The 20,243-nt window shown below is 69.8% G+C and carries 24 protein-coding genes; 2 read left to right on the top strand and 22 right to left on the bottom strand.

Annotated elements, in window-relative coordinates; all coding sequences use genetic code 11:
- Nucleotides 1-142 precede the first annotated feature (142 nt).
- A complete protein-coding gene (locus MVA01S_RS20580; protein ID WP_237024326.1) occupies nt 143-538 on the bottom strand; it encodes an ester cyclase in 396 nt (131 codons plus the stop codon).
- 93 nt (nt 539-631) lie between these two features.
- Nucleotides 632-961: a DUF4229 domain-containing protein gene (locus MVA01S_RS20575; protein WP_040542666.1), complete on the bottom strand. Its 330-nt coding sequence runs from the start codon at nt 959-961 to the stop codon at nt 632-634.
- Nucleotides 962-1,010: 49 nt separating this feature from the next.
- Between MVA01S_RS20575 and MVA01S_RS20570 the strand changes: the two genes are divergently transcribed.
- A complete protein-coding gene (locus MVA01S_RS20570) occupies nt 1,011-1,190 on the top strand; it encodes a hypothetical protein (RefSeq protein WP_003932704.1) in 180 nt (59 codons plus the stop codon).
- A gap of 25 nt (nt 1,191-1,215) precedes the next feature.
- Here the strand turns inward: MVA01S_RS20570 and MVA01S_RS20565 are convergent, their stop codons facing one another.
- The 9 genes from MVA01S_RS20565 to MVA01S_RS20525 all read right to left on the bottom strand — a co-directional run bounded on the left by MVA01S_RS20565 (nt 1,216) and on the right by MVA01S_RS20525 (nt 11,207).
- Nucleotides 1,216-2,244 (bottom strand): MinD/ParA family ATP-binding protein, encoded by a 1,029-nt coding sequence (locus MVA01S_RS20565; protein ID WP_051015356.1) that lies wholly within the window; start codon nt 2,242-2,244, stop codon nt 1,216-1,218.
- 70 nt (nt 2,245-2,314) lie between these two features.
- A complete protein-coding gene (gene ccsB / locus MVA01S_RS20560) occupies nt 2,315-3,310 on the bottom strand; it encodes a c-type cytochrome biogenesis protein CcsB (RefSeq protein WP_003932706.1) in 996 nt (331 codons plus the stop codon).
- Nucleotides 3,307-4,902, bottom strand: coding sequence for a cytochrome c biogenesis protein ResB (resB, locus tag MVA01S_RS20555; RefSeq protein WP_003932707.1), 1,596 nt, complete (start codon nt 4,900-4,902; stop codon nt 3,307-3,309). Before resB ends, ccsB begins: the two co-directional genes overlap by 4 nt.
- The gene (locus MVA01S_RS20550; protein WP_003932708.1) at nt 4,902-5,687 is read right to left on the bottom strand and encodes a cytochrome c biogenesis CcdA family protein; all 786 of its coding nucleotides are present in this window, start codon (nt 5,685-5,687) and stop codon (nt 4,902-4,904) included. The genes resB and MVA01S_RS20550 overlap by 1 nt, the downstream gene beginning before the upstream one ends.
- Entirely contained in the window at nt 5,684-6,286 is a 603-nt protein-coding gene (locus MVA01S_RS20545) for a TlpA disulfide reductase family protein (protein WP_003932709.1), read from the bottom strand. Before MVA01S_RS20545 ends, MVA01S_RS20550 begins: the two co-directional genes overlap by 4 nt.
- Nucleotides 6,283-6,894, bottom strand: a complete 612-nt coding sequence (locus MVA01S_RS20540; protein ID WP_003932710.1) for a histidine phosphatase family protein — start codon at nt 6,892-6,894, stop codon at nt 6,283-6,285. The genes MVA01S_RS20545 and MVA01S_RS20540 overlap by 4 nt, the downstream gene beginning before the upstream one ends.
- Nucleotides 6,891-8,189, bottom strand: a complete 1,299-nt coding sequence (gene hemL, locus MVA01S_RS20535; RefSeq protein WP_003932711.1) for a glutamate-1-semialdehyde 2,1-aminomutase — start codon at nt 8,187-8,189, stop codon at nt 6,891-6,893. Before hemL ends, MVA01S_RS20540 begins: the two co-directional genes overlap by 4 nt.
- Before the next feature lie 55 nt (nt 8,190-8,244).
- Complete coding sequence (locus MVA01S_RS20530) at nt 8,245-9,774, bottom strand: amidohydrolase family protein (protein WP_003932712.1); 1,530 nt, start codon at nt 9,772-9,774, stop codon at nt 8,245-8,247.
- Nucleotides 9,771-11,207 carry a cytosine permease gene (locus tag MVA01S_RS20525; protein ID WP_040542793.1) on the bottom strand — a complete coding sequence of 479 codons (1,437 nt, stop codon included), beginning with the start codon at nt 11,205-11,207 and terminating at the stop codon, nt 9,771-9,773. The genes MVA01S_RS20530 and MVA01S_RS20525 overlap by 4 nt, the downstream gene beginning before the upstream one ends.
- Nucleotides 11,208-11,400: 193 nt before the next feature.
- On the opposite strand from MVA01S_RS20525, the gene MVA01S_RS20520 reads away from it, so the two are divergent.
- The gene (locus MVA01S_RS20520; protein ID WP_003932714.1) at nt 11,401-11,781 is read left to right on the top strand and encodes a nitroreductase family deazaflavin-dependent oxidoreductase; all 381 of its coding nucleotides are present in this window, start codon (nt 11,401-11,403) and stop codon (nt 11,779-11,781) included.
- A gap of 410 nt (nt 11,782-12,191) precedes the next feature.
- Here MVA01S_RS20520 and MVA01S_RS20515 read toward each other — a convergent pair whose 3' ends face one another.
- The 11 genes from MVA01S_RS20515 to MVA01S_RS20465 form a co-directional block, all read right to left on the bottom strand.
- A complete protein-coding gene (locus tag MVA01S_RS20515) occupies nt 12,192-13,556 on the bottom strand; it encodes a cytochrome P450 (protein WP_003932715.1) in 1,365 nt (454 codons plus the stop codon).
- The gene (locus tag MVA01S_RS20510; RefSeq protein ID WP_040542668.1) at nt 13,540-14,040 is read right to left on the bottom strand and encodes a pyridoxamine 5'-phosphate oxidase family protein; all 501 of its coding nucleotides are present in this window, start codon (nt 14,038-14,040) and stop codon (nt 13,540-13,542) included. The genes MVA01S_RS20515 and MVA01S_RS20510 overlap by 17 nt, the downstream gene beginning before the upstream one ends.
- Before the next feature lie 45 nt (nt 14,041-14,085).
- On the bottom strand, nt 14,086-14,421 hold the full coding sequence (locus tag MVA01S_RS20505) for a hypothetical protein (protein ID WP_003932717.1): 336 nt from the start codon (nt 14,419-14,421) through the stop codon (nt 14,086-14,088).
- 44 nt (nt 14,422-14,465) lie between these two features.
- Nucleotides 14,466-15,059, bottom strand: a complete 594-nt coding sequence (locus MVA01S_RS20500; protein WP_003932718.1) for a TetR/AcrR family transcriptional regulator — start codon at nt 15,057-15,059, stop codon at nt 14,466-14,468.
- Nucleotides 15,046-15,942 (bottom strand): oxygenase MpaB family protein, encoded by an 897-nt coding sequence (locus MVA01S_RS20495; RefSeq protein WP_003932719.1) that lies wholly within the window; start codon nt 15,940-15,942, stop codon nt 15,046-15,048. The genes MVA01S_RS20500 and MVA01S_RS20495 overlap by 14 nt, the downstream gene beginning before the upstream one ends.
- A gap of 126 nt (nt 15,943-16,068) precedes the next feature.
- Nucleotides 16,069-16,335: a hypothetical protein gene (locus MVA01S_RS20490; RefSeq protein ID WP_003932720.1), complete on the bottom strand. Its 267-nt coding sequence runs from the start codon at nt 16,333-16,335 to the stop codon at nt 16,069-16,071.
- Nucleotides 16,332-16,862 carry a transport-regulating membrane protein Mce1N gene (mce1N, locus tag MVA01S_RS20485; RefSeq protein ID WP_003932721.1) on the bottom strand — a complete coding sequence of 177 codons (531 nt, stop codon included), beginning with the start codon at nt 16,860-16,862 and terminating at the stop codon, nt 16,332-16,334. Before mce1N ends, MVA01S_RS20490 begins: the two co-directional genes overlap by 4 nt.
- The gene (locus MVA01S_RS20480) at nt 16,859-17,305 is read right to left on the bottom strand and encodes a hypothetical protein (RefSeq protein ID WP_003932722.1); all 447 of its coding nucleotides are present in this window, start codon (nt 17,303-17,305) and stop codon (nt 16,859-16,861) included. The genes mce1N and MVA01S_RS20480 overlap by 4 nt, the downstream gene beginning before the upstream one ends.
- A 7-nt stretch (nt 17,306-17,312) precedes the next feature.
- Complete coding sequence (locus MVA01S_RS20475; protein ID WP_003932723.1) at nt 17,313-17,738, bottom strand: hypothetical protein; 426 nt, start codon at nt 17,736-17,738, stop codon at nt 17,313-17,315.
- A complete protein-coding gene (hemB, locus tag MVA01S_RS20470) occupies nt 17,735-18,715 on the bottom strand; it encodes a porphobilinogen synthase (RefSeq protein ID WP_003932724.1) in 981 nt (326 codons plus the stop codon). Before hemB ends, MVA01S_RS20475 begins: the two co-directional genes overlap by 4 nt.
- A gap of 76 nt (nt 18,716-18,791) precedes the next feature.
- The coding region (locus tag MVA01S_RS20465; RefSeq protein ID WP_060941679.1) for a bifunctional uroporphyrinogen-III C-methyltransferase/uroporphyrinogen-III synthase at nt 18,792-20,243 on the bottom strand (1,452 nt) is incomplete at its 5' end.

Raw genomic sequence — 20,243 nt, 5'->3', positions numbered from 1 at the left:
CCGCGCCCGCGGCTCCGCCGGCACCGCCCGTCACCGCCCCGGAGGTGGCGGACCCGACGGACGAACGCCGCCTGGACCGCGGCGGCGATCCGCTCGAGGCGCTACGGCAACTGTTGCGCGACGCCGCCGCCCGCTGACCCGGTCAGGCCCGCGCGGTGCCCGTCCAGTACTCGACGATCCGGCCGTCGGCCACCCGCAGCAGGTCGTTGCCTGTGAAGCGGGCCGGACCCCGCGGACCCGAGCCGGTGGCGATCCACCGCGCCGCGATCAGGTCGCCGTCGGTGAACGGGCCGACCTCCACCACAAACAGCAGCTCGGACAGCGTGGCCCTGGTCTGGTCAACCATCGCCTGCAGTTCGCCGGGGCCGTGCACCTCCCGAGTGGGCCAGTGCCCGACGAACTCCGGTGCCACCAACTCGTCGGCGACGCGCTTGCCGGCCCACAGCTCATGGATCCAACGCTGATACAACCGCTGCCCGAGCATCACCTTCGGGTTACTGCTACCTCTGTAGTTCGGCATGGCCCGCGGACGAGTCATGACCTGCGGATTGTTCATGCAGTCGCGGATACCCGCGATACCGGCCAGCTAAGCCCACGAATTTGCTGGGCGTTACGCCCGCGGCGTGATCTGTCAGGTGTCGTCGCGGCGCTTGGCGGAACCGTCGGCGCCGCCGCGCAGCCGGGACTGCAGCTGCTCCCTGTCCCGGCGCCGACGTTCGTCCCACACCTCGATGCTCGCGTTGGCGCGGCGCCGCAGCGGCGTGAACACCCAGATGCCCAGCGGCAGGCCGACGACGATCGCGAACAGCAGCGCGATCACCACTGGAAACTCGCGGATCCCGGCCAGGTGGCCGATCCCGAGAATCGCCGCCGTCAGTACGACGACGAGCACCAGTCGTGCGGCGGTATAGGCCAGCACGTCGAGAATGAGCCGCGATGTCGGCCGGGGGTCCTCAGACACGAAAGAGAGCCTACCGATGGCGCGTATATTGACAGGAAGGAGGTTTTGAGTGGCGTATTTGCTCCTGATTCTCATCGTGGCCGCGTTGGTCTACGTGGGCTGGCGAGTGAGCCGGATGACCGCGAATCGACCGCGCACCCGGGTGATCGGACCGGACGACGATCCGGATTTTCTGCGACGGATCAATCCGCGCGACGACCAGCCGCGGCCCGACCAGCCCCGGCCCTAGGCCGAACTCGCGCGCGGCCCTGTCGTCAACCGACTGTGTCGTGGCGTTGTGCCCCCGGGAAGCCGGCGGCGACCGCCGCGGCCAGTTCGAGCAGGGATTCCCGGGTTTCACCGCGCAGCCGCTCCAGGCTGATCTCGGCGCCCTCTTCCAGGTGCGGGTCGAACGGCACCTGGCAGACCGCACGGCAGCGCCGCGCGAAGTGGTCGACCACCTTGTTCAGATCGACCTTCGTGCCGCCCCTCTTCCGGCGGCGCCGCACCCCGTTGATCACCGCGATCGAGTTACGGACCATGTCCTGGTGGCCGTGCGCCTCCAGCCAGTCCAGCGTCGCGGACGCGCTGCGGGCCCCGTCAACCGAGCCGGAGCTGATCACCACCAGCACGTCGGCCTTCTCGATCACCCCCGTCATCGCCGAGTGCAGCATCCCGGTGCCGCAATCGGTCAGCACCACGCTGTAGAAGCGTTCGAGCACGTCGACCGCGCGGCAGTAGTCATCGGCGCTGAACGCCTCCGACACCGCAGGATCGGTCTCCGACGCCAGCACCTCCAGCCGGCTCGGCCCCTGCGAGGTGTAGTTGCGGACGTCGCTGTAGGACGCGATCCCCTCGGCGTCGCGCAGCAGATGACGCACGGTGGCCGACGTCTCGACCGGTACCTTCTGGCTCAGCGTGCCGCGGTCGGGATTGGCGTCCACCGCGATGACCCGGTCACCGCGGGTGCTCGCGAATGTCGCCCCCAGCGTCGCGGTGATCGTGGTCTTGCCGACCCCGCCCTTCTGGGACAGCATCGCGATGCGGTAGCAGCCCCGTAGCGGCTGCTGCACCTGGGCGACCAGGCTCTCGTGCCGGAGCACCTTCGGGCTCTCCCCGACGTCGATCAGCCCGCCGCTGGCCCGGTGCAGCCACTTGCGCCAGCCCGCCGACGGGCCGCGGTGGGCGTGGCCCAGCAGCGCGACCGTCGACAGATCCAGGTAGGGCGCCGGGTCGGCCGTCGCGACCGCGGGCACGCCCTCGGGGGGTGTCGGCGCCGTCCACTCCGCGGGGACGGGCGCCATGGGATCGGAGAACCGTTGCTGTGCCCGAAAACTCCCCGGCGCGTCCACCAACAGTCAGTACCCTCCCGGCTCAGCCGACGCCTGCATACGAGTGCAGGCCCACGGTCACCAGATTGATGAAGAACAGATTGAACACCATCGCGACGAACCCTGCGACGTTGATCCAGGCCGCCTTCTTGTCGCGCCAGCCGGCGGTCGAGCGGGCGTGCAGGTAGGCCGCGTAGATGACCCAGGCGATGAACGACACCGTCTCCTTGGGGTCCCAGCCCCAATACCGGCCCCAGGCCTCTTCGGCCCAGATCGCACCGAAGATCACCCCGAACCCGAATATCGGGAACGCGAAGATGGTTGTCCGGTAAGCGATCCGGTCCAGGGTCTGGGCATCGGGCAGCTTGGCGACGATGCGCCCGACGGCATCGGTGCGGCCCGGGTCGCCCAGCCGCGACATCTTCAGCAGGAACAGGATGCTGGCCACGCCGGCCACCAGGAACACCCCGGAGCCCAGGCTGACCACCGAGACGTGGATGGGCAGCCAGTAGGACTGCAGTGCGGGCATCACCGGCGCGGCGTGCGAGTACAGCCACTTGCCGGACACGGTCAGCAGGATCAGCACCGGCACGAGCACGAACACCCACAGCGAGCGGAACTGCGGCCGGCGCAGCACCCAGGCCGCGGCCACCAGACCGCAGAGGCAGGTCAGGTTGATGAACTCGTACATGTTGCCCCACGGCACCCGTGAGGTGGACAGGCCGCGCAGCACGATGCAGCCCAGCAGCGCCACGATGCCGACGTACACCAGCGCCACGCCCGAGGTGCCGAGTCGCTCGTCGAAGGAGCGGCCGGGGGTGTCGACGACGACGCCGGGGGCGGCGCTGTCGCGGGACACTCCTGCGCCCCGCCCCGACCCCGCGGCGGCCCCGACCAGTTCGCGGTCCTCGGCCCTGCGGCTGCGGCTGTAGGCCAGTTCGACGGCCAGCAGCAGCAGCGCGGCCACCAGAACCAGCACCGACGAGGTGAACGCCCAGTCGGAGTACCGGGCCAGGTCGGTGTCGATGGTCGTGCTCATGGGGACTTCGCTTTCTTCTCTTCCTGCACGGGCGCCGCGGTCTCAGTGGCTGCCATACCGTCGAGGAGCCGCGCCGTCAGCCGTTCGAACTCGTCGCCCCACCCCGAGTTGTCGGTGCGGGCCAGGCCACCCAGCTCGACGTTCACCGTACCCGCCGGCCCGGCGGTGAGCCGCACCCAGACGCGGCGGCGCCGCACGATCAACGACACCAGCAGTCCGCCCATCATGGTCATCGAGAACACCAGCACCCAGACCTGGGCGGGGTCGTGCGAGACCTGGAGGTTGACGAACGGGACCGCGCCGTCGAAGCGGACGACGGTGCCGTCGTCGAGGCGGGTGTCCTCGCCGGCCCGCAGGTTGACCCGGGCGGCCTTGGTCAGCCGGCCCTGGTCGATCATCCGCGGGTCGAGGGTGAACAGCGACTGCGGCCGGCCGGTGTCCAGCCCGGTGTCGCCGCGGTAGATGTCGATCGCGACGGCGGGGTCGTTCATCTCGGGGAACCGGGACGACAGTAGCGTGCCGTCGAGCTGTGCGGTGGGGGCGAACAGCCCCTGGATGGCGAGCTGGTTGCGGCGGCGTTCCAGGTCGTCGGTGTAGGTGCCACCGGGCGGGTCGAACCGCATCGCCCCCGACGACAGGAACGTGATCTGGTCGTCGGGGCGCCACTGCAACGTCTGGGTGCGGGTCTGCCCGTCCGGGAAGGTCACGGTGAACGTCGGCGCGTAACCGTGGCCCTGCAGGTACACCCGGTCACCGCCGACCCGCAGCGGCTCGTTGACCTTCAGCAGGTACGGCCGCCAGGTGCCGGTGTCCAGGTCGTCGCCGGCCTGGTACTCGATGTCGGCCTGGAAGCCCACCGCCTGGCCGTTCTCCAGATAGGTGGCCGTGAAGTCGTTGACCCGTACACACATCGGGTACAGCGAGGTGCCGTCGACGGTGTTGCCTGCGCGGAACGAGTCGAACGCCGCCGGGGACGCCGAGCAGAAGCCGGGCCCGCCGTTGGCGACGACGATGACGTTGCCCTCGTAGCTGAACAACTTGCCCGCGGCGATCGCGACGAGCAGGCCCAGCAGCGAGAAGTGGAAGACGATGTTGCCGAACTCGCGCAGATACCCCTTCTCCGCTGAAACTTCAGCGATCCCGGCATCCGTGCGGACCGTGCGCCGCCATCCGCGCAGTCGCGCGTCGACGGCTCGGGCGGCGGTGTCGACGTCGGTGCCGGTGACCTCGGCGCTGTGGTGCTTGGGCAGGCGCGCGAGGTTGCGGGGCGCGGGCACCGGCGTCGCGCGCACGCTGCGGACGTGTTCGACCATGCGCGGGGTGAGGCAACCCACCAACGAGATGAACAGCAGCACGTAGATCGCGGTGAACCAGAAGCTGGAGAACACGTCGAAGGCCTGCAGCCGGTCCAGCAACGGGCCCAGGGTGGGGCGGTCCGCGATGTACTCGTCGACCTTGGACTCGTTGAGGCTGCGTTGCGGCAGCAGCGCGCCGGGGATCGCCGCGAGCGCGAGCAGGAACAGCAGCACCAGCGCGGTGCCCATCGACGTCAAGGTCCGCCAGGTGTTGCGGATCAGGGCCACGATTCGCATCAGATCGGCAGCCTGACGTCGCTGACGAACGCGTCGCGCACCCACGACACGAACTCGTTCCACAGACCGGTGACCAGGGCGGCGCCCACCAGGATCATCAGCACGCCGCCGGCGATCTGGAGGGTGCGGGTGTGCCTGCGCAGCCAGCCCAGCCCGGCGACGGCGCGCGCCGAACCGAAGGCCAGCAGTACGAACGGGATCCCGAGCCCCAGGCAGTAGGCGATGACGAGCACCACCCCGCGCGCGACGTTGCTGCCCTCGGTCGCCGACGCCACCGCGATCACCCCGGTCAGGGTGGGGCCCAGGCACGGCGTCCAGCCCAGTGCGAACACCGCGCCGAGCAGTGGGGCCCCGCCGATGGTCGAGATCTGGCGCGGCGTGAACCGGGTGTCGCGCTGCAGCACCGGCACCAGGCCGATGAACACCAGCCCCATCAGGATCGTGACGACCCCGCCGAGGCGTTGCAGCAGAAGCTGATTGGTGATCAGCGTGGTGGTCATGCCCAGCACCGCGACGGTGCCGAGCAGGAACACCACGGTGAACCCGGCCACGAACAACGCCGCCGCGCCCGCGACCCGCAGGCGCGCCGCCCGCACCGCGACGGCGCCGGGCGAAGCCGTCTTCTCGTCGACGCCGACCACGGCGGCCAGGTACGACAGGTAGCCGGGCACCAACGGGATCACGCACGGCGACGCGAACGACACCAGCCCGGCCAGCGCCGCCAGGCCCAGCGCCAGCAGCAGCGGGCCGCTGGCGGTCAACTGGTCGATCTGGTCCAGGTTCATCGTTCCGCTGCCAGCCGTTCGACGACGGGTTGCAGATCCTCGGCGAGCAGCTCGCGCAGGAACACCGCGGCCACCCGGTGCTCGCGGTCGAGCACCACGGTCGACGGGATGACCGTCGTGGGATAGCGCCCGCCGAACGCGATCATGGTGCGCATCGGCGGGTCGTAGATCGACGGGAAGGTGATACCGCGGTCGATGATGAAATCCCGTGGTGCGTCGATGTTGTTGTCGCGCACGTCGATACCGAGGAACGCCACACCTTTGTCCCGGGTGGCGTCGTACACCCGCTGCAGTTGGGTGATCTCGGTGCGGCACGGTCCGCACCACTGTCCCCACACGTTGATCACGACGACCTTGCCCGCGAAGTCGTCCAGCGAGATGGTCTTGTCGGTGTCCATCAGGTCCGGCCCGGACAGCGGCCCGGGGGTGCCCCGGTCGGCGGGCGGGTCGTAGAAGATGTCGGTCTGGCCGCCCGGCGCGACGAACTCGAACGTGCCACCCTGGGCGACGGCGTCACTGCCGGTGGCGCAGCCGGCGAGCACAGCGGTGGCCGCGCACGCCGCGAACAGCGTGCGCATCAGCGCCACCACACGGTTCACTGCCCGGCCAACTCCGCGTACCCCCAGCCGACACAGGACTCGTCGTGAAAGTAGAACGACGTGACCGACGCGAGATTGCACATCCGACGGGTCGGGAAGTGGTGCAGCGGTCGGTCGGTCATCGCGCGACGCAGCGTCTCGACGGGCAACTGGTGGCTCACGCACACCGCCTCGTGGCCGGCCCCCGCCGCCCGGGCGCGCAACAGCGCGCGCTTCATCCGGGCCGCGATCTCGGTGTAGGGCTCACCCCACGACGGCTGCCGCGGATTGCGCAGGTGCCACCAGTTGCGGGGATCGCGCAACGCCCCGTCCCCGGGTGAGACCCGTTGTCCCTGAAAGACGTTCGTCGACTCGATCAGCTCGTCGTCGGTGTGCACCGGCAGCCCGTGCCGGGCGCCGATCGGCGCCGCGGTCTCCTGCGCACGCTCCAGCGGGGACGCCACCACGTAGGTGATGTCGCGGGCGGCGAGCCAGTCCGCGACGGCCTGCGCCTGCGCCCGGCCGCGCTCCGACAGGTGGTAGTCGGGCAGCCGGCCGTACAGGATCTTGTCCGGGTTGTGCACCTCGCCGTGCCGCATCACGTGCACGACCGTGCGCTCAGCCGTCATGCGGTGGCCTGCGCAGCGGCACGCGCGGCGCCCGGCAGTGCGGCGGCGAGCTGGTCGAACGCGTCGTCGTCGAGAGCGGTTGAGACGAACCAGGATTCGTACGCGCTCGGCGGCGGGTAGATGCCCGCGTCGAGCAGGGCGTGGAAGAACGCCGGGAACCGCCACGTCTCGCTGGCCCGCGCCGCGGCGAAGTCGGTGACCGGTTCGGCGCCGAAGAACACGCTGAACATGTTGCCCGCCCGCGGGATCTGATGCGCCACACCGGCTTCGGTGAGCGCCTCGCCGATCAGCCCGGTCACCCGGTCGGCGTTGGCGTCCAGCGTGGCGTAGACGGCGTCGTCGGCCGCGCGCAGCGTCGCCAGCCCGGCGGCCATCGCGACCGGGTTACCCGAGAGCGTGCCCGCCTGGTACACCGGCCCCAGCGGGGCGAGCCGGCCCATCACCTCGGCCTTGCCACCGAACGCCGCGGCGGGCAGCCCGCCGCTCATCACCTTGCCGAAGGTGAACAGGTCGGCGTCCACCGGATCCACGCCGTACCAACCCGCGCGGCTGACGCGGAACCCGGTCATCACCTCGTCGACGATGAGCAGCGCGCCGTGCGCGGCGGTGATGCGCCGCAGTGCGGCGTTGAAGCCGGGCAGCGGCGGGACGACGCCCATGTTGCCGGGGCTGGCCTCGGTGATCACGCAGGCGATCTCGGCGCCGAACTGCGCGAAGATCTCCTCGACCGCGGCGACGTTGTTGTAGGGCAGCACGATGGTGTCCGCGGCGGCGGCGCCGGTGACTCCCGGCGACGACGGCAGGCCGAGGGTGGCGACGCCGGAGCCCGCGTCGGCGAGCAACGCGTCGCTGTGGCCGTGGTAGCAGCCGGAGAACTTGACGATCTTGGCGCGGCCGGTGAAGCCGCGGGCCAGCCGGATCGCGCTCATCGTGGCCTCGGTGCCGGAGTTGACCAGGCGCAGCAACTCGACGGGCGCGACGCGGTCGATGATCTCGCGGGCCAGTTCGGACTCCGACGGGGTCGGCGCACCGAACGACAGCCCGTGGGCGGCCACCCGCTGCACCGCCTCGACGACGGCGGGGTGGGCGTGGCCGAGGATCATCGGACCCCACGAGCACACCAGGTCGACGTAGCGGTTGCCGTCGGCGTCGGTGAGTCGGCAGCCCTGGGCGGAGGTGATGAACCGGGGCGTGCCGCCGACGGAGTTGAAGGCGCGCACCGGCGAGTTGACGCCACCGGGGATCACGGAGGCCGCGTCAGCGAACAATTTCGCGGACAGCTCGGTACTGCTCATGGCGACCAGTGTCCCAGCCGGGTGGAAAACCTCCAACTACAGGGTGTAGTGGACGTCAGTTCAGCCAGTACTCGCCGCCGCCGCTGAAGCGGTTCACCGGTACCTCCCGGCTCATCACCTCCCGGTACTGCCGGTCGAACGCGGGCAGCAGCGCGCGGTTGAGCTGCTCCAGGTGATCCTGCCAACGACGCAGCTCAGGGCCCCGGGCCTGCAGTTCGTCGAGCACGGCGCGCTCATCGATCGTGGTCAGCCGGTCGTCGGTCATCACCACCCGGCCGTCGACCATCACGGTGTCGATCGACGACCCGTTCTCGGAGTACACCAGGTGCAGGTCCGGAGCGTTGCGCGGTGTGAACGCCAACGAGGTCATGTCGTAGATCACAAGGTCCGCGCGCTTGCCGACCTCGATGCTGCCGACCGTGTCACCCAGCCGGGCCGAGTGGGCCCCGCCCAGGGTGCCCGCGGTGAGGACCTCGGCCGCGGTGGGCCACTGCCGGTAGTCGGGCCCGGTCACCTTGTGCAGCAGCGCCGCGGTCTTGACCACCTCCGACATCCGCGCGGCGTCGCTGCTGGACATGCCGTCGGTGCCCAGCCCCAGGTTCACCCCGGCGTCGCGCAGCTTGCGCCACGGCGCGATACCCGAGCCCAGCTTGAGGTTGGAGATCGGGTTGTGCGACACCGACGCTCCTGTGTCGGAAAGCACCTCGATGTCGGAGTCGGTGAGCCAGATCCCGTGGGCGATGGTCACGTGCTCGCTGAGCACACCGAGCGCATTCAGGTGCTCGACCATCGTCTTGCCGTAGAACTGCTCGCCGGTCACGGCCTGGGTCCGGGTCTCCAGCACGTGGATGTGGAACTCCAGGTCGTGACGCCGTACCACCTCGTCGAGGCCGATCAGCAGCTCCGGTGAGCAGCGCTGCGGCGCCGACGGGCCGACCATGAACCGCAGCCGGCCGTCGGCGTAGTCGCCGTAGCGGGCCGCGGCGGCCTGCGCGTAGGCCAGGAAGTCGGCCGGGTCGGCGACGGTGAGCTCGTCGAGGGCGCGGCGCTGCGCGGGCTCGAGCGCATCGGCCAGGAACGGGAAGTGCTCGACGAACGGCCGGTCCATCACGTGCCCGGAGACGTTGGCCCGGATCCCGATGTCGCGGTAGGTCTCGAAGACCGCCGCCAGCTGCTCTTCGGTCTGCCCCGGGATCTCCAGCACGTCGTCGACCAGCGTGGTCACCCCGTTGCGCAACGATTCGATCGCCACCAGTGCCGAGCGCAGCCGGATCAGGTCCGGCGACAGCGGTTCCAGGCCGAGCACCGGATAGGACAGCAGCATCCAGTGCTCCAGCGGCAGGTTGTCCAGTCGCGCCCGGAACAGCGCCTCCCACGAGTGGGTGTGCGCGTTGACGTAGCCGGGCACCACCAGCCGGTCGCGTCCGTCGATGACGGTCTCGCCCGGCTCTGCCGTCAGCTCCGGTTCCACGGCGGTGATCTCACCGCCGCGGATCCGGATGCTGCGGGTGACCGGGGCGGCCCCGGTCACCGGATCCATCGTCAGGACGGTCGCACCGGCGATCAGGTGGCCGTCCGCGGTCATCCCCGCACCCGGCGCGCCTTCGGGATCTCCAGCGCGGCGTAGAGCGTCCCGGCGGTCAGCCCGCCGGCCAGCCAGGACAGGTCGATGCCGCCCAGCGCGGTGGCGATCGGGCCCTGCATCACCGGCACCATCCCGTACATGAACAGCCAGGTGAAGAAGATGCCGACGGCCAGCGCGATCAGCGCGTTGGGCCGCACCATCGGCAGCGTGGACTCGCTCGGCGAGGTGAGCAGCGCCTCGGGATCGACCTGCCCGCGCGCCACCCCGAACCAGTGCACGAGCATGACCGCGGCCCACGGCGCCAGCCAGCCCACGATGCCGACCAGCCAGGCGTCGATGGTGTGCGCGAAGTCTCCGTTGAGCACGAAGAAGACCACGCCCGCCATCGCGACCACACCGATCACGACATTGAGCACTCGGCGGTTGACCTTGATGTCGAGTGCCTGCGTGGACACCGCGCAGGTGTAGATGTTGAGGATGTTGGTGGCCAGTGGGCCGTGCACGACCAGCAGCAGCACCGGAATCGCCAGCACTCCGTAGGCGTCGACGATGATCTCGCCCGGATCCGACGACGTGCTCAGCGTGGCCAGTGTGGCGCCCAGCGCGCCGAGCCACACCACCGGGATGAACTGACCCAGCGCGCTGGCGGCGAACAGCTTGCGTGCGGGCACCGAGGTGGAGACGAAGCGCGAGTAGTCGGCCGCGTAGCCCAACCACGTGATGCCCCAGCCGATTCCGATGGCGGTCATGACCGCGGTGATCGCGGCGAAGTGCTCGGCCGGCGTCAGCGCGGCATCGCCGGCGTAGCCCCAGTCAACCTCGAGGCCGATCCAGGCCACCCCCGTCATGGCGACCAGCACGGCGACCGTCGGCGGCACCGTCCAGCGCTCGAACGCCGCGATCACCCGATAGCCGAACCACGCGATGACCACCTGGATGCTCATGATGACGCCGGCCACGATGATGCGTGCGGCGTTGTTGCTCAGGCCGGGATCGACCAGGCCGATGCGACCGAGCAGGGCCATCACCAGGTCGAGCACGATCCAGGTGTTCACGGCGCACCACCCGATGCAGACCAGCGCCTGCACGGCGGCGGGCACATAGGCGCCCCGGCGCCCGAACACCGCGCGCGCCAGCACCATTCCGGTGACGCCGGTGCGCTGCCCGATCACGACGAACACCCCGAACAGCGACATGCCGATCGCGTTGCCGAGCGCCAGCACCAGGATCGTCTCGACGAGCCCGAGGCCCATCGTCACGCCGAGCGCACCGAGGATCCAGTTGATCGGGGCGATGTTGGCGCCCGCCCAGATCCAGAACTGGCCGCGCAGATCGGTGGTCTTCGCGGATTCGGGGATGACGGCCAGGTCGGCTTCGAGGTCGTGCGGGCCGTGCGGACCCGGCGGTGCCGACGGGGTATCGACAGAGGTCAAGGCGAATTCCTGATTCACTGGAACGGTCAGAACGGGTGTCGCGCGACGTTGCGCTGGCGGGTCGTCCCCGAAGGAACCTTCACCACGTTGCTGAGAGTCTCGTTCATGTCGCCGTGGTCCGCATGTCGAATCGATGCCTGCCCGGGAAAGCCCGCCCCTACCCTGCCGGCGTCGATCCGGCGCATGATGGGGCATGCAGTTGCCCCAGTGGCTGGCGCGCTTCAACCGGTATGTCACCAACCCGATCCAGCGCGTCTGGGCCGGATGGGCCCCGACGATGGGCATCCTCGAACACGTCGGCCGGCGCTCCGGCAGGCGTTACCGGACGCCGCTGACGGTGTTTCCGACCGCCGACGGGGTCGCGATCCTGCTCACCTACGGCCCGGACCGGGACTGGCTGAAGAACATCACCGCCGCGGGCGGCGCCACCATGCGGCGGTACGGAAAGTCGTTCGACGTCGTTGATCCTCGGGTGGTGACCAAGACCGAAGCCGCGCCGGCCGTCACCGGCTGGATGCGACCACTGTTCGCAGTGCTGCCGTTCGAACAGGCGGTGCTTCTGGACCGTCGCTAGCCCGACGATGTTGTGGTCACGAAAACCCTTGTAGCGAAACGCCACAACGCATCCCACGGCGCCTTCGCTCCACGTAGGTGCCGGCGAGCGGAGCGCCGGACCTCATCGCGGCCGGAAGGTCGCCTATTGCACCGACGTCATCGGTTTCTCGCAGCAGACCTCCTGGTGCTCCGTCTCGTTCGTGCACGGACACGGCTTTTCGTAGACCAGAACCGCGCCGCACTCCTTGCATTCGAATCGCTGACCGGCGCTTCGAGACATCTGGACACCTCCTGCATCGCCGCGGTCGACACCACACGGGGATCAGCGGTGCCTGGACGGTCGTGTCAAGCTCACCACGGACGGCGTCGGCACGGAAGACCCGAAAAGAGCGCCGATCCGGCGCCTGCCCGCCGGGCCTGGCTGCCCGCTTACCGGCGCGGCGTCACACGCGCCCGGATCGGACCCCGCGCGACCGTCGTGAACGGGACGTCGACCGCGAAATCGGTCTCAATGGAGTGGATCTCGAGGCTCTTCACGATGGTGGCCAGCGCCAGCGTGGTCTCCAGCCGGGCGAAGTGCTCGCCGATGCACGGGCGTCCGCCGCCGAGGAACGGCAGGAACTGCCACCGGTCGCGGGACTTGACGTTCTCCGGACTGAACCGGTCCGGGTCGAACACCTTCGGCGCCGGCCACAGCTCCGGGTCGTGGTGCAGCCCGTACAGCCCCAGTGCCACCAGGCTGCCCGCCTCCACACGGTAGCCGTCGACGGCGATGTCCCGGGTGGCGAGTCGGGCGACGCCCGCGGCCGGCGGGCAGAGCCGCAGGGCCTCGTGCAGAACCTGGACGGTGTATTCGAGCCGGGGCACGTCGTCGGGGGTCAACTCGCGGGAACCGATGGCGGCGGCCTCGGCGGCGATCCGCTGCTGCGCCTCGGGGTGGTGGCCGAGCACCCACAGCGAGTACGTCAGCGCCGTGGCCGTGGTGTCATGGCCGGCGAGCATGAAGATCAGCAGGTCGTTGCTGATATCCGAATCAGACAGCGGTGCACCGGTTTCCGGGTCGGTGGCGGCGATCAGCGCCTGCACCAGCGGAGCATCCCGGTCCGGGTCGGCCCGGCAGGCGCGCACCATCTCGTCGGTGATATCCCGCATGGCGTCGACCGCCGCGCGGGTACGGCGCCGGGCCGGCGTCGGCAGCCACCGCGGCGCCCGGATCGGCCGCAACGCCCGGTCGGCGGCGTAGGAGGACGCCACGTGCATGCAGCGGGCGATCGTGTCGGCGCGCTCGTTCAGATCGATGCCGAGCACCGACCGGCCCAGCGACTGCATCGCGACCCGTCGGCATTCCACGTCCAGGTCGACGTCGGCGCCGCTCGGGTGACGGTCGACGAAAGCCTGTGCCGCGCTGGACATATGGCCGCCGAAGTTGCGGACATTGTGTTTGGTGAACACCGGCTGCAGCGCACGTTTGCGCGGCCGCCACTGCTCGTTGGGCAACACGAACAGGCTGTCCCCGGCGGCGTGCTGCACCTCTTCGTGGATGATGCACCGGTCGGAGGCGGCGTCGCTGCGCCCCAACACGTCCCGCATGCCCGCGGGCGACATCACCGCGACGATCGGCGGCACGAGGTTCTTGGGCCCCAGCTGGATCCGGGTGATCGGCCCGCCGGCGTCGCGGATGACCTCCTGTCCGGTGTCCAACCTGCGGACCAGCGTGAGCAACTGCCGCAACGGCAACGGGCTGTGTGGCACCAGGGGCAACCCGGCCACACCGGCGTCAGTTCCGGCGACCACTGCGGTCACTCCACGTCAGCGGCGAACCCTCACCCTGCGTCATCACGACGCCCGGCATCACGCGCAGCCGGTACGGGGCCAAACGCAGCACAGCGAACTCCTCGGAGGTGGGGCCGTCTTTCCACATCGGGATGATGCGCGGGTCGTACCCGACCGGTGCCGGGGCCGTGGCGAACTTCTCCCAGACCGCGGCGCAGGTGTCGTCGTCGGTGTACCACTCGGTGAGGCATTCCGCCGAGCAGGTGTCCTGGCTGGGGGTCCAGTAGCTGACCGACACGTCGGGATGCGCGGCCAGATGGGCGCGTTTGATCGGCGTCGGCACCGTCGCGATCCAGCCGAACAGGTCGGTTCCGTCCCACTCCCAGAACGGGTGCAGGATGCGGGTGCGGGGTTTGCCGTCGGCGTCGACGGTCGCCACCGAGGCCCAGACGATCGAGTGGGCCATCTCGACGAATGCCGGTGCGATCTGATCGAGGGGTGTCACAGGCATCAGATTAGGCACGCCGTCGACATCCGGCCGCCCGGACCGCTACCCCTCGAGCTTCTGCTTGAACTCCTCAGTGTTGCGATACTCGACTTTCCCTTCCTCTGCGGAGGTCTCGATCTTGCCTTTGTCCTCGTCGTCGACCCAGTCGGTGACCGAGGTCCCGGACACGGTGCCACTGCTTCCGGGCAGGGTCGTGGTCTGAAGGTCGTCGGAGTAGGCCTTGGCCATCTCCTTGGCCTTCTCGCGGTGCTCGTCGGTGACTTCCGGCTTCTCGGTACGTTCCTGATCGTCCGGTTCGGGCGTCTCGGTGACGTGGTCGAGCTGGACGTCCGGTTTGTCACCGGGCTGACGTTGCTGATTCTGGTCATCGGGGGTCATGACTTTCGGGCTGCCCGATTGTGTGAGCCACGAAACACCCGCGGTCATGCTGTGACCGCGCGCAATGCGGCAGGCAGGCTGGGCAGGAAATGTTGACGCGCGAACGCCCGGATGTCCTCGGCCGTGTCCAGCGGCTGCGCGCTGGGCAGCAGCAACACCATCGCCGCGTAGCGCAGGATGCAGTCGGCCAGCTCGTCGACGGCGGTGGGGCCGATGCGTTCGGCGAACCCCGGCGGGAAGATGATCCGCAGCGCCTCGGCCATGCGGTCGATCGCGGCGCGGTGGTAGCGGCCTGCCAGTTCGAGCACCAGCCCGGGCTCGTCGGTGATCATCTGGTGCAGCACCCGGTGCCGCCGGAACTTCAGGATCGACAGCGTGAACGCCTCGACGTAGTAGTTCGACTGCGGCCCGGCCTGTTTGAGCTCCGCGGCGATGTCGGCGAACAGCCTGACGTTCTCCCGTTCGATGACCGCACCCACCAGTTCGTCCTTGTTCGCGAACCGCCGGTAGATCGTGGTGCGGCTGACCCCGGCGCGGCGCGCGACGTCGTCGAGGGCGACCCGGCGGAAGCCGTGCCGCTCGAACTCGACCACGGCGGCGTCGAGGATGTGCTGGGTCGCCGAGTCAGGGCCGGACATCGGACCGGGCATACCCCTTCACCGCGTAGCCGCTGTAGCGCACGCTCATCGGCAGCCGGTCCCAGACCCAGTTCACCGGGCGCGACCGCCAGAACGCGGCGAAACGCTGGTATCTGCGTTCCTGCTTGTCGGTCCAGGGCAGCCCGAGCAGGTCCCGCGCGCGCGGCGGCAGGCCGCCGGTGGTCAGGAACGCCGCGAGCGGGTTGAAGACAGGAGCGGCCAGCCGCCACACCAACGGGTGCACCGCCTTGGGTTTAGGGAAGCCCTTGGTGACGTAGCCCACGCCGTACTTGGCCGACGGGTGCGCCACCACCACCTCGTTCATCATCTGGTTCCAGTACTGCTCGAACTCGGCGTAGGTCGCGGGCATGGCCCGGTCGCTGACGCCGTAGCGGCGGTACCACGTCTTGGACTCCAGCCAGATCTGCTCGCGCTCGGCCGGGGTCAGGCGCTTCACGAACGTGTCGGCGAAGTAGTAGATCTGCTCGACGAACGTGGCGTGCGCCCAGAAGTACGTCTCCGGATCCAGCGCGTGGTAGCGGCCGCCGGCGGAACCCTCGCCGGCCGGCATCTCACCCTTGACGTGGTGGTGGAAGTCGCGGACCTGCAGGCCGGCGTTCTGCTCCTCGGAGCCGTACACCGTGTTGAAGATCGGCGGGATGGTGCGCTTGAGCCGCTCGGCGGTGTCGGCGAAGAAGGTCGAATGGTCGTACACGCCCTGACCCAGTTCGGCGAGCATGTTCTGCAGCACCGCGGGGCGCGGGCCGATCAGAAACATCCGATTGTCCCCGAAGTACCTCCAGACCAGCGACTGCGGCCCCAACGGCAACGCATCCGGTTCTGCACTGTCGAGGTGTCCGCTCTTGTCCGCCAGCTCGGTCATGTCGGACAGTGTTACAGATTTTGCACTTTGTACCAATGCCAGTGTGGCGAGGCACACACCACCGTTCGAGTGGTTCGCGAGTGAGAACGCACGGCTGTAAGTCGGCCGCGATCGCAGCCAGGAACGCTATTCCGCGGGAGATGTGGTGGGAGGGGACGCGGGGCGGCGGCGGCGCAGGCGGGCGACGCCCAGCACGGCGAGGACGCCCGCAGCGGTCGCCAACAGCAGCGACAGCGTCAGCAGCGGCGGGTAGTAGACCAGCGACGTCGTCGACGGCTCGCCGGCGAGCACCGGGCCGACCACCACCTCACGGCTGGCGGCCAGCCAGCTCACCACGCAGCCGACGGCGGCCGCGGCGGCGAACAGCAACTGCACGACACCACTGCGGCTCACGACGCCGGCTCCGGCGGAATCCGCTCCTCGACCAGGTTGGTCAGCTCGGCACGCAGCTTCTGGTGCTTACGCGCCCACGCCTGGGCGGTGCGGCCGTTGGTCAGGCGCAGACCGATCCCGGTGCGCCCGCGCGGCACGCCGGTCAGTTCGCCGAGCGCCCGCGCGTACTGCCACTTGGGGGTCTCGGCGCCGCTGGCCTCGGGGTAGATGCGCACGATCTCGTCGGTGCGCAGCACCTCGGTGCCGTGCCGCAGCGTCTCGGTGGTCAACTCCACCGAGGTGTGGATCCGCGCGGCCTTGACCTGGATCGACAGGAACAGCGTGACGAGCACGAAGAACAGGCCGGGCACCACCCACTGGATGCCGTAACCGGCGGTCAGCTGGATCATCGCCATCGCGATGCCCGCGGCCGGGCCTGCCAGCACCCACAGCCAGCTGGCGCCCTGCTCGTAGAACAGCACCTCGGGGCGGCCCCCGGAGAGCTCGGAGGATTCCGTGGGTCCGGGAGATTCGGACGATTCGGTCATCGGCTGTCTTCCTGTTGGAACCACAGGCGCGCCGCGGGCTGAACCATCAGCAGTGCCCCGATCAGCACCGGCAGCAACCCGAGCAACGTCAACGGCTGCGCCACGCCGACGCCGAGCGCGAGCAGGCCGATCACCAGCACCGCCGCGAACGCCAGCGCCAGCGTCGCCAGCCGGAACCTCGAGTCACCCTGGCGGGCCCGGCCGGCCAGGAACGCCAACGCCACGGCCACCAGCACCGACCCGACGCCGCTGTACCGGTAGACGGTCAGGTAGCTGCGGACCTGGTCGTCGGACACCGTCGGCGGGATCGCCGCCCGCGCGGCGTCATAGGTCGCGGTCGCGGCCATCAGCCCCCCGACGATCATGATCACCGCTCCGCCGACGAAGCACCAGAAGGCGAGATCGACGATGCGGGGCCTGGTGGGCGACGACGGCGAGGTCATGGTCGGGTCAGCCTAGCGAACCGCTGGTGAAGAACTCGTGCGAGTCCTTGCGGTGCAGCAGGTACGCCCCTCCGACGATCAGCACGGAGCCGACGATGACCGCAGCGGCATACGCCATCGCGGCCGCCTCGGGACGCTGGCCGTCGGACAGGTTGGACAGCGAGTACACCACCGACGCGATCGCCCCGCCGGTCAGCAGCGTGCGCGCCCAGCGGTAGCCCAGGCGCAGCAGGTACATGAACGTCAGCACCACCGCGGCCAGGATGCCGGCGAACACCAGCGACAACGCCAGGATCAAGCTGTTCGGGTGATCCCGCGTCACCAACAGGTCCAGGACGTAGGCGCCGGTCATCAGCGGCAGCGCGACCAGCCACAGCAAGATCGCCGTGTCGACGTCCTCGGGTCGGGCCGGCCGTTCGGTCGGCTCCGTCACGACAGCCAGCGGGCCACATCGGCGGCCCAGTAGGTCAGCACGATGTCGGCGCCGGCACGGCGGATCCCGGACACCGACTCCAGCACCGCGGGGCGCAGATCGATCCAGCCCCTCTCAGCGGCCGCGGTGATCATCGAGTACTCGCCCGACACCTGGTAAGCCGCGACCGGCACCGGCGACAGGTCGGCCGTCCGGCGCAGCACGTCCAGGTAGGACATCGCCGGCTTGACCATCACGATGTCGGCGCCTTCGTCGAGGTCGAGCTCGACCTCGTGCAGCGCCTCCCTGGCGTTGCCCGGGTCCTGCTGGTAGGTGCGCCGGTCCCCCTGCAGGCTGGAGCCGACCGCTTCGCGGAACGGGCCGTAGAAGGCCGACGCGAACTTCGCCGCGTAGGCCAGGATCGCGGTGTCGGTGTGGCCTGCGGCGTCCAGGCCGTCCCGGATCGCGGCGACCTGGCCGTCCATCATGCCGCTGGGGCTGACCACGTGGGCGCCCGAATTCGCCTGTACGAGCGCCATTTCGATGTAGCGGCGATTGGTCAGGTCGTTGTCCACCCGGCCCATGGCATCGATCACGCCGCAGTGCCCGTGGTCGGTGAACTCGTCGAGGCAGGTGTCGGCCATCAGCACGGTGTCCTGACCGAGGTCGCGGGCCAGATCCCGCAGCGCCAGGTTCAGGATGCCCTCCGGGTCGACGCCTGCGCTGCCGGTGGCGTCCTTGTCCTCTTCCTTGGGCACGCCGAACAACATCAAGCCGCCCACACCGGCTGCGACCGCCTCGGCGGCGGCCCGGCGCAACGAATCCCGGGTGTGCTGCACGACCCCCGGCATGGACCCGATGGCCCGCGGTTCCTGCAGGCCGTCGGCGACGAACATCGGCAGCACCAGATGCCGTGGCTCCAGCGTGGTCTGGGCGACCAGCCGGCGCATCGCCGGGGTGGTGCGCAGCCGTCTCGGGCGGTGTCGGGGAAAGGCCATGTCTACCTTCCGCAAAATGCGTTCCAGCAGGACAGTGTGGGTACCGGCCTGCTGGAATGCGATCTCGGCGAGTTTCCTAGCGGCGGCGGCTCTTCTTCCGCGGCGGCGGCAACGCACCCTCGGCGCGCAGCCGGGCGGCGTGCTCGGCCAGCGCCTCGACCAGCGGACCGACCGCGGCGACCTCGGGCTGCACGTCCACCCGCAGTCCGAATTCCGCTGCGGTCTCGGCGGTCTTGGGCCCGATGCAGGCAACGATGGTGCGGGCGTGCGGTTTACCCGCGATGCCGACCAGGTTGCGCACCGTCGAGCTCGAGGTGAAGCACACCGCGTCGAAGCCACCGGTCTTGATCATCTCGCGGGTGTGCGCCGGCGGCGGGGCCGCGCGCACGGTGCGGTAGGCCGTGACATCCTCGATCTCCCAACCGAGTTCACGCAGACCCTCGGCCAGCGTCTCGGTCGCGATGTCCGCGCGCGGCAGCAGCACCCGGTTCACCGGATCGAAAATCTCGTCATACGGCGGGAACTCGTCGAGCAGACCCAGCGAGCTCTGCTCGCCGGTCGGCACCAGCTCGGGATTGATGCCGAACTCGCGCACCCGTTCGGCGGTGGCTTGTCCGACACAGGCGATCTTCACGCCGGAGAACGCACGCGCGTCGAGGCCGAACTCGTTGAACTTCTCCCACACCGCGCGCACCGCGTTGGTGGAGGTGAACACCACCCACTGGAACCGGCCGTCCACCAAACCCTTGACGGCCCTTTCCATCTGGGCGGGGCTGCGGGGCGGCTCGACCGCGATCGTCGGCACCTCGATCGGCAGTGCGCCGTGCCCGACGAGCCGATCGCTCATCTCTCCGGCCTGGTCCTTGGTGCGCGGCACCAGCACGGTCCAGCCGTACAGGGCGCGGCTCTCCCACCAGTTCAGCTTCGCGCGGTGGGCCACGGTGCGGCCCAGGGTGACCACCAGCGTCCCGGTCAGCGGGCCGGCCGGCTCGGTGACGGCCGGCTTGTCCAGCACGGCCTTGTCGAGCAGTCCGCCCAGGGTGGTCTCGACCGAACGCTGTTGGCACGTCGTGCCGTTGGCGGTGACGACGGCGGGCGTGGAGTCGGCCAGCCCGTACTCGATGAGCGTGCGTGCCGCCTCCGGCAGGTGCGACGCGGTCGCGTGCAGGATCAGCGGTCCCGGCGCGGCGGCCAGCGCGGCCCAGTCGACGTTGGGGTCCCGCACGTCGGCGACCGTGTGCGAGGAGCCCAGCGGCAGACCCGCATAGGTGGGCACCGCGGAGGTGCCGGGCAGGCCGGGCACGATCTCGAAGGTCAGCTGCGTCTTGGCCAGCGCGTTGATCTCGGTGATCACCGAGTCGATCGACAGCGGATCACCGGCGACGAGGCGAACCACGTCGACACCGGTGCGCGCCTCGGTGGCCAGGGTCTTGGCGACCTCGGCGGGGTCGCCCAGCGCGGGGCGCACGTCCGGTCCGCCGGGGATGACCGCCTCCTCGGCGGGCTTGGCGCCCTCGCCGGGGGCGGC

The sequence above is a fragment of the Mycolicibacterium vaccae NBRC 14118 = CIP 105934 genome, from assembly GCF_001552715.1.
Taxonomy (GTDB): domain Bacteria; phylum Actinomycetota; class Actinomycetes; order Mycobacteriales; family Mycobacteriaceae; genus Mycobacterium; species Mycobacterium vaccae.
The sequence above is the reverse complement of the archived record's forward strand: the minus strand, read 5'-3'. Positions and strand labels throughout refer to the sequence as shown.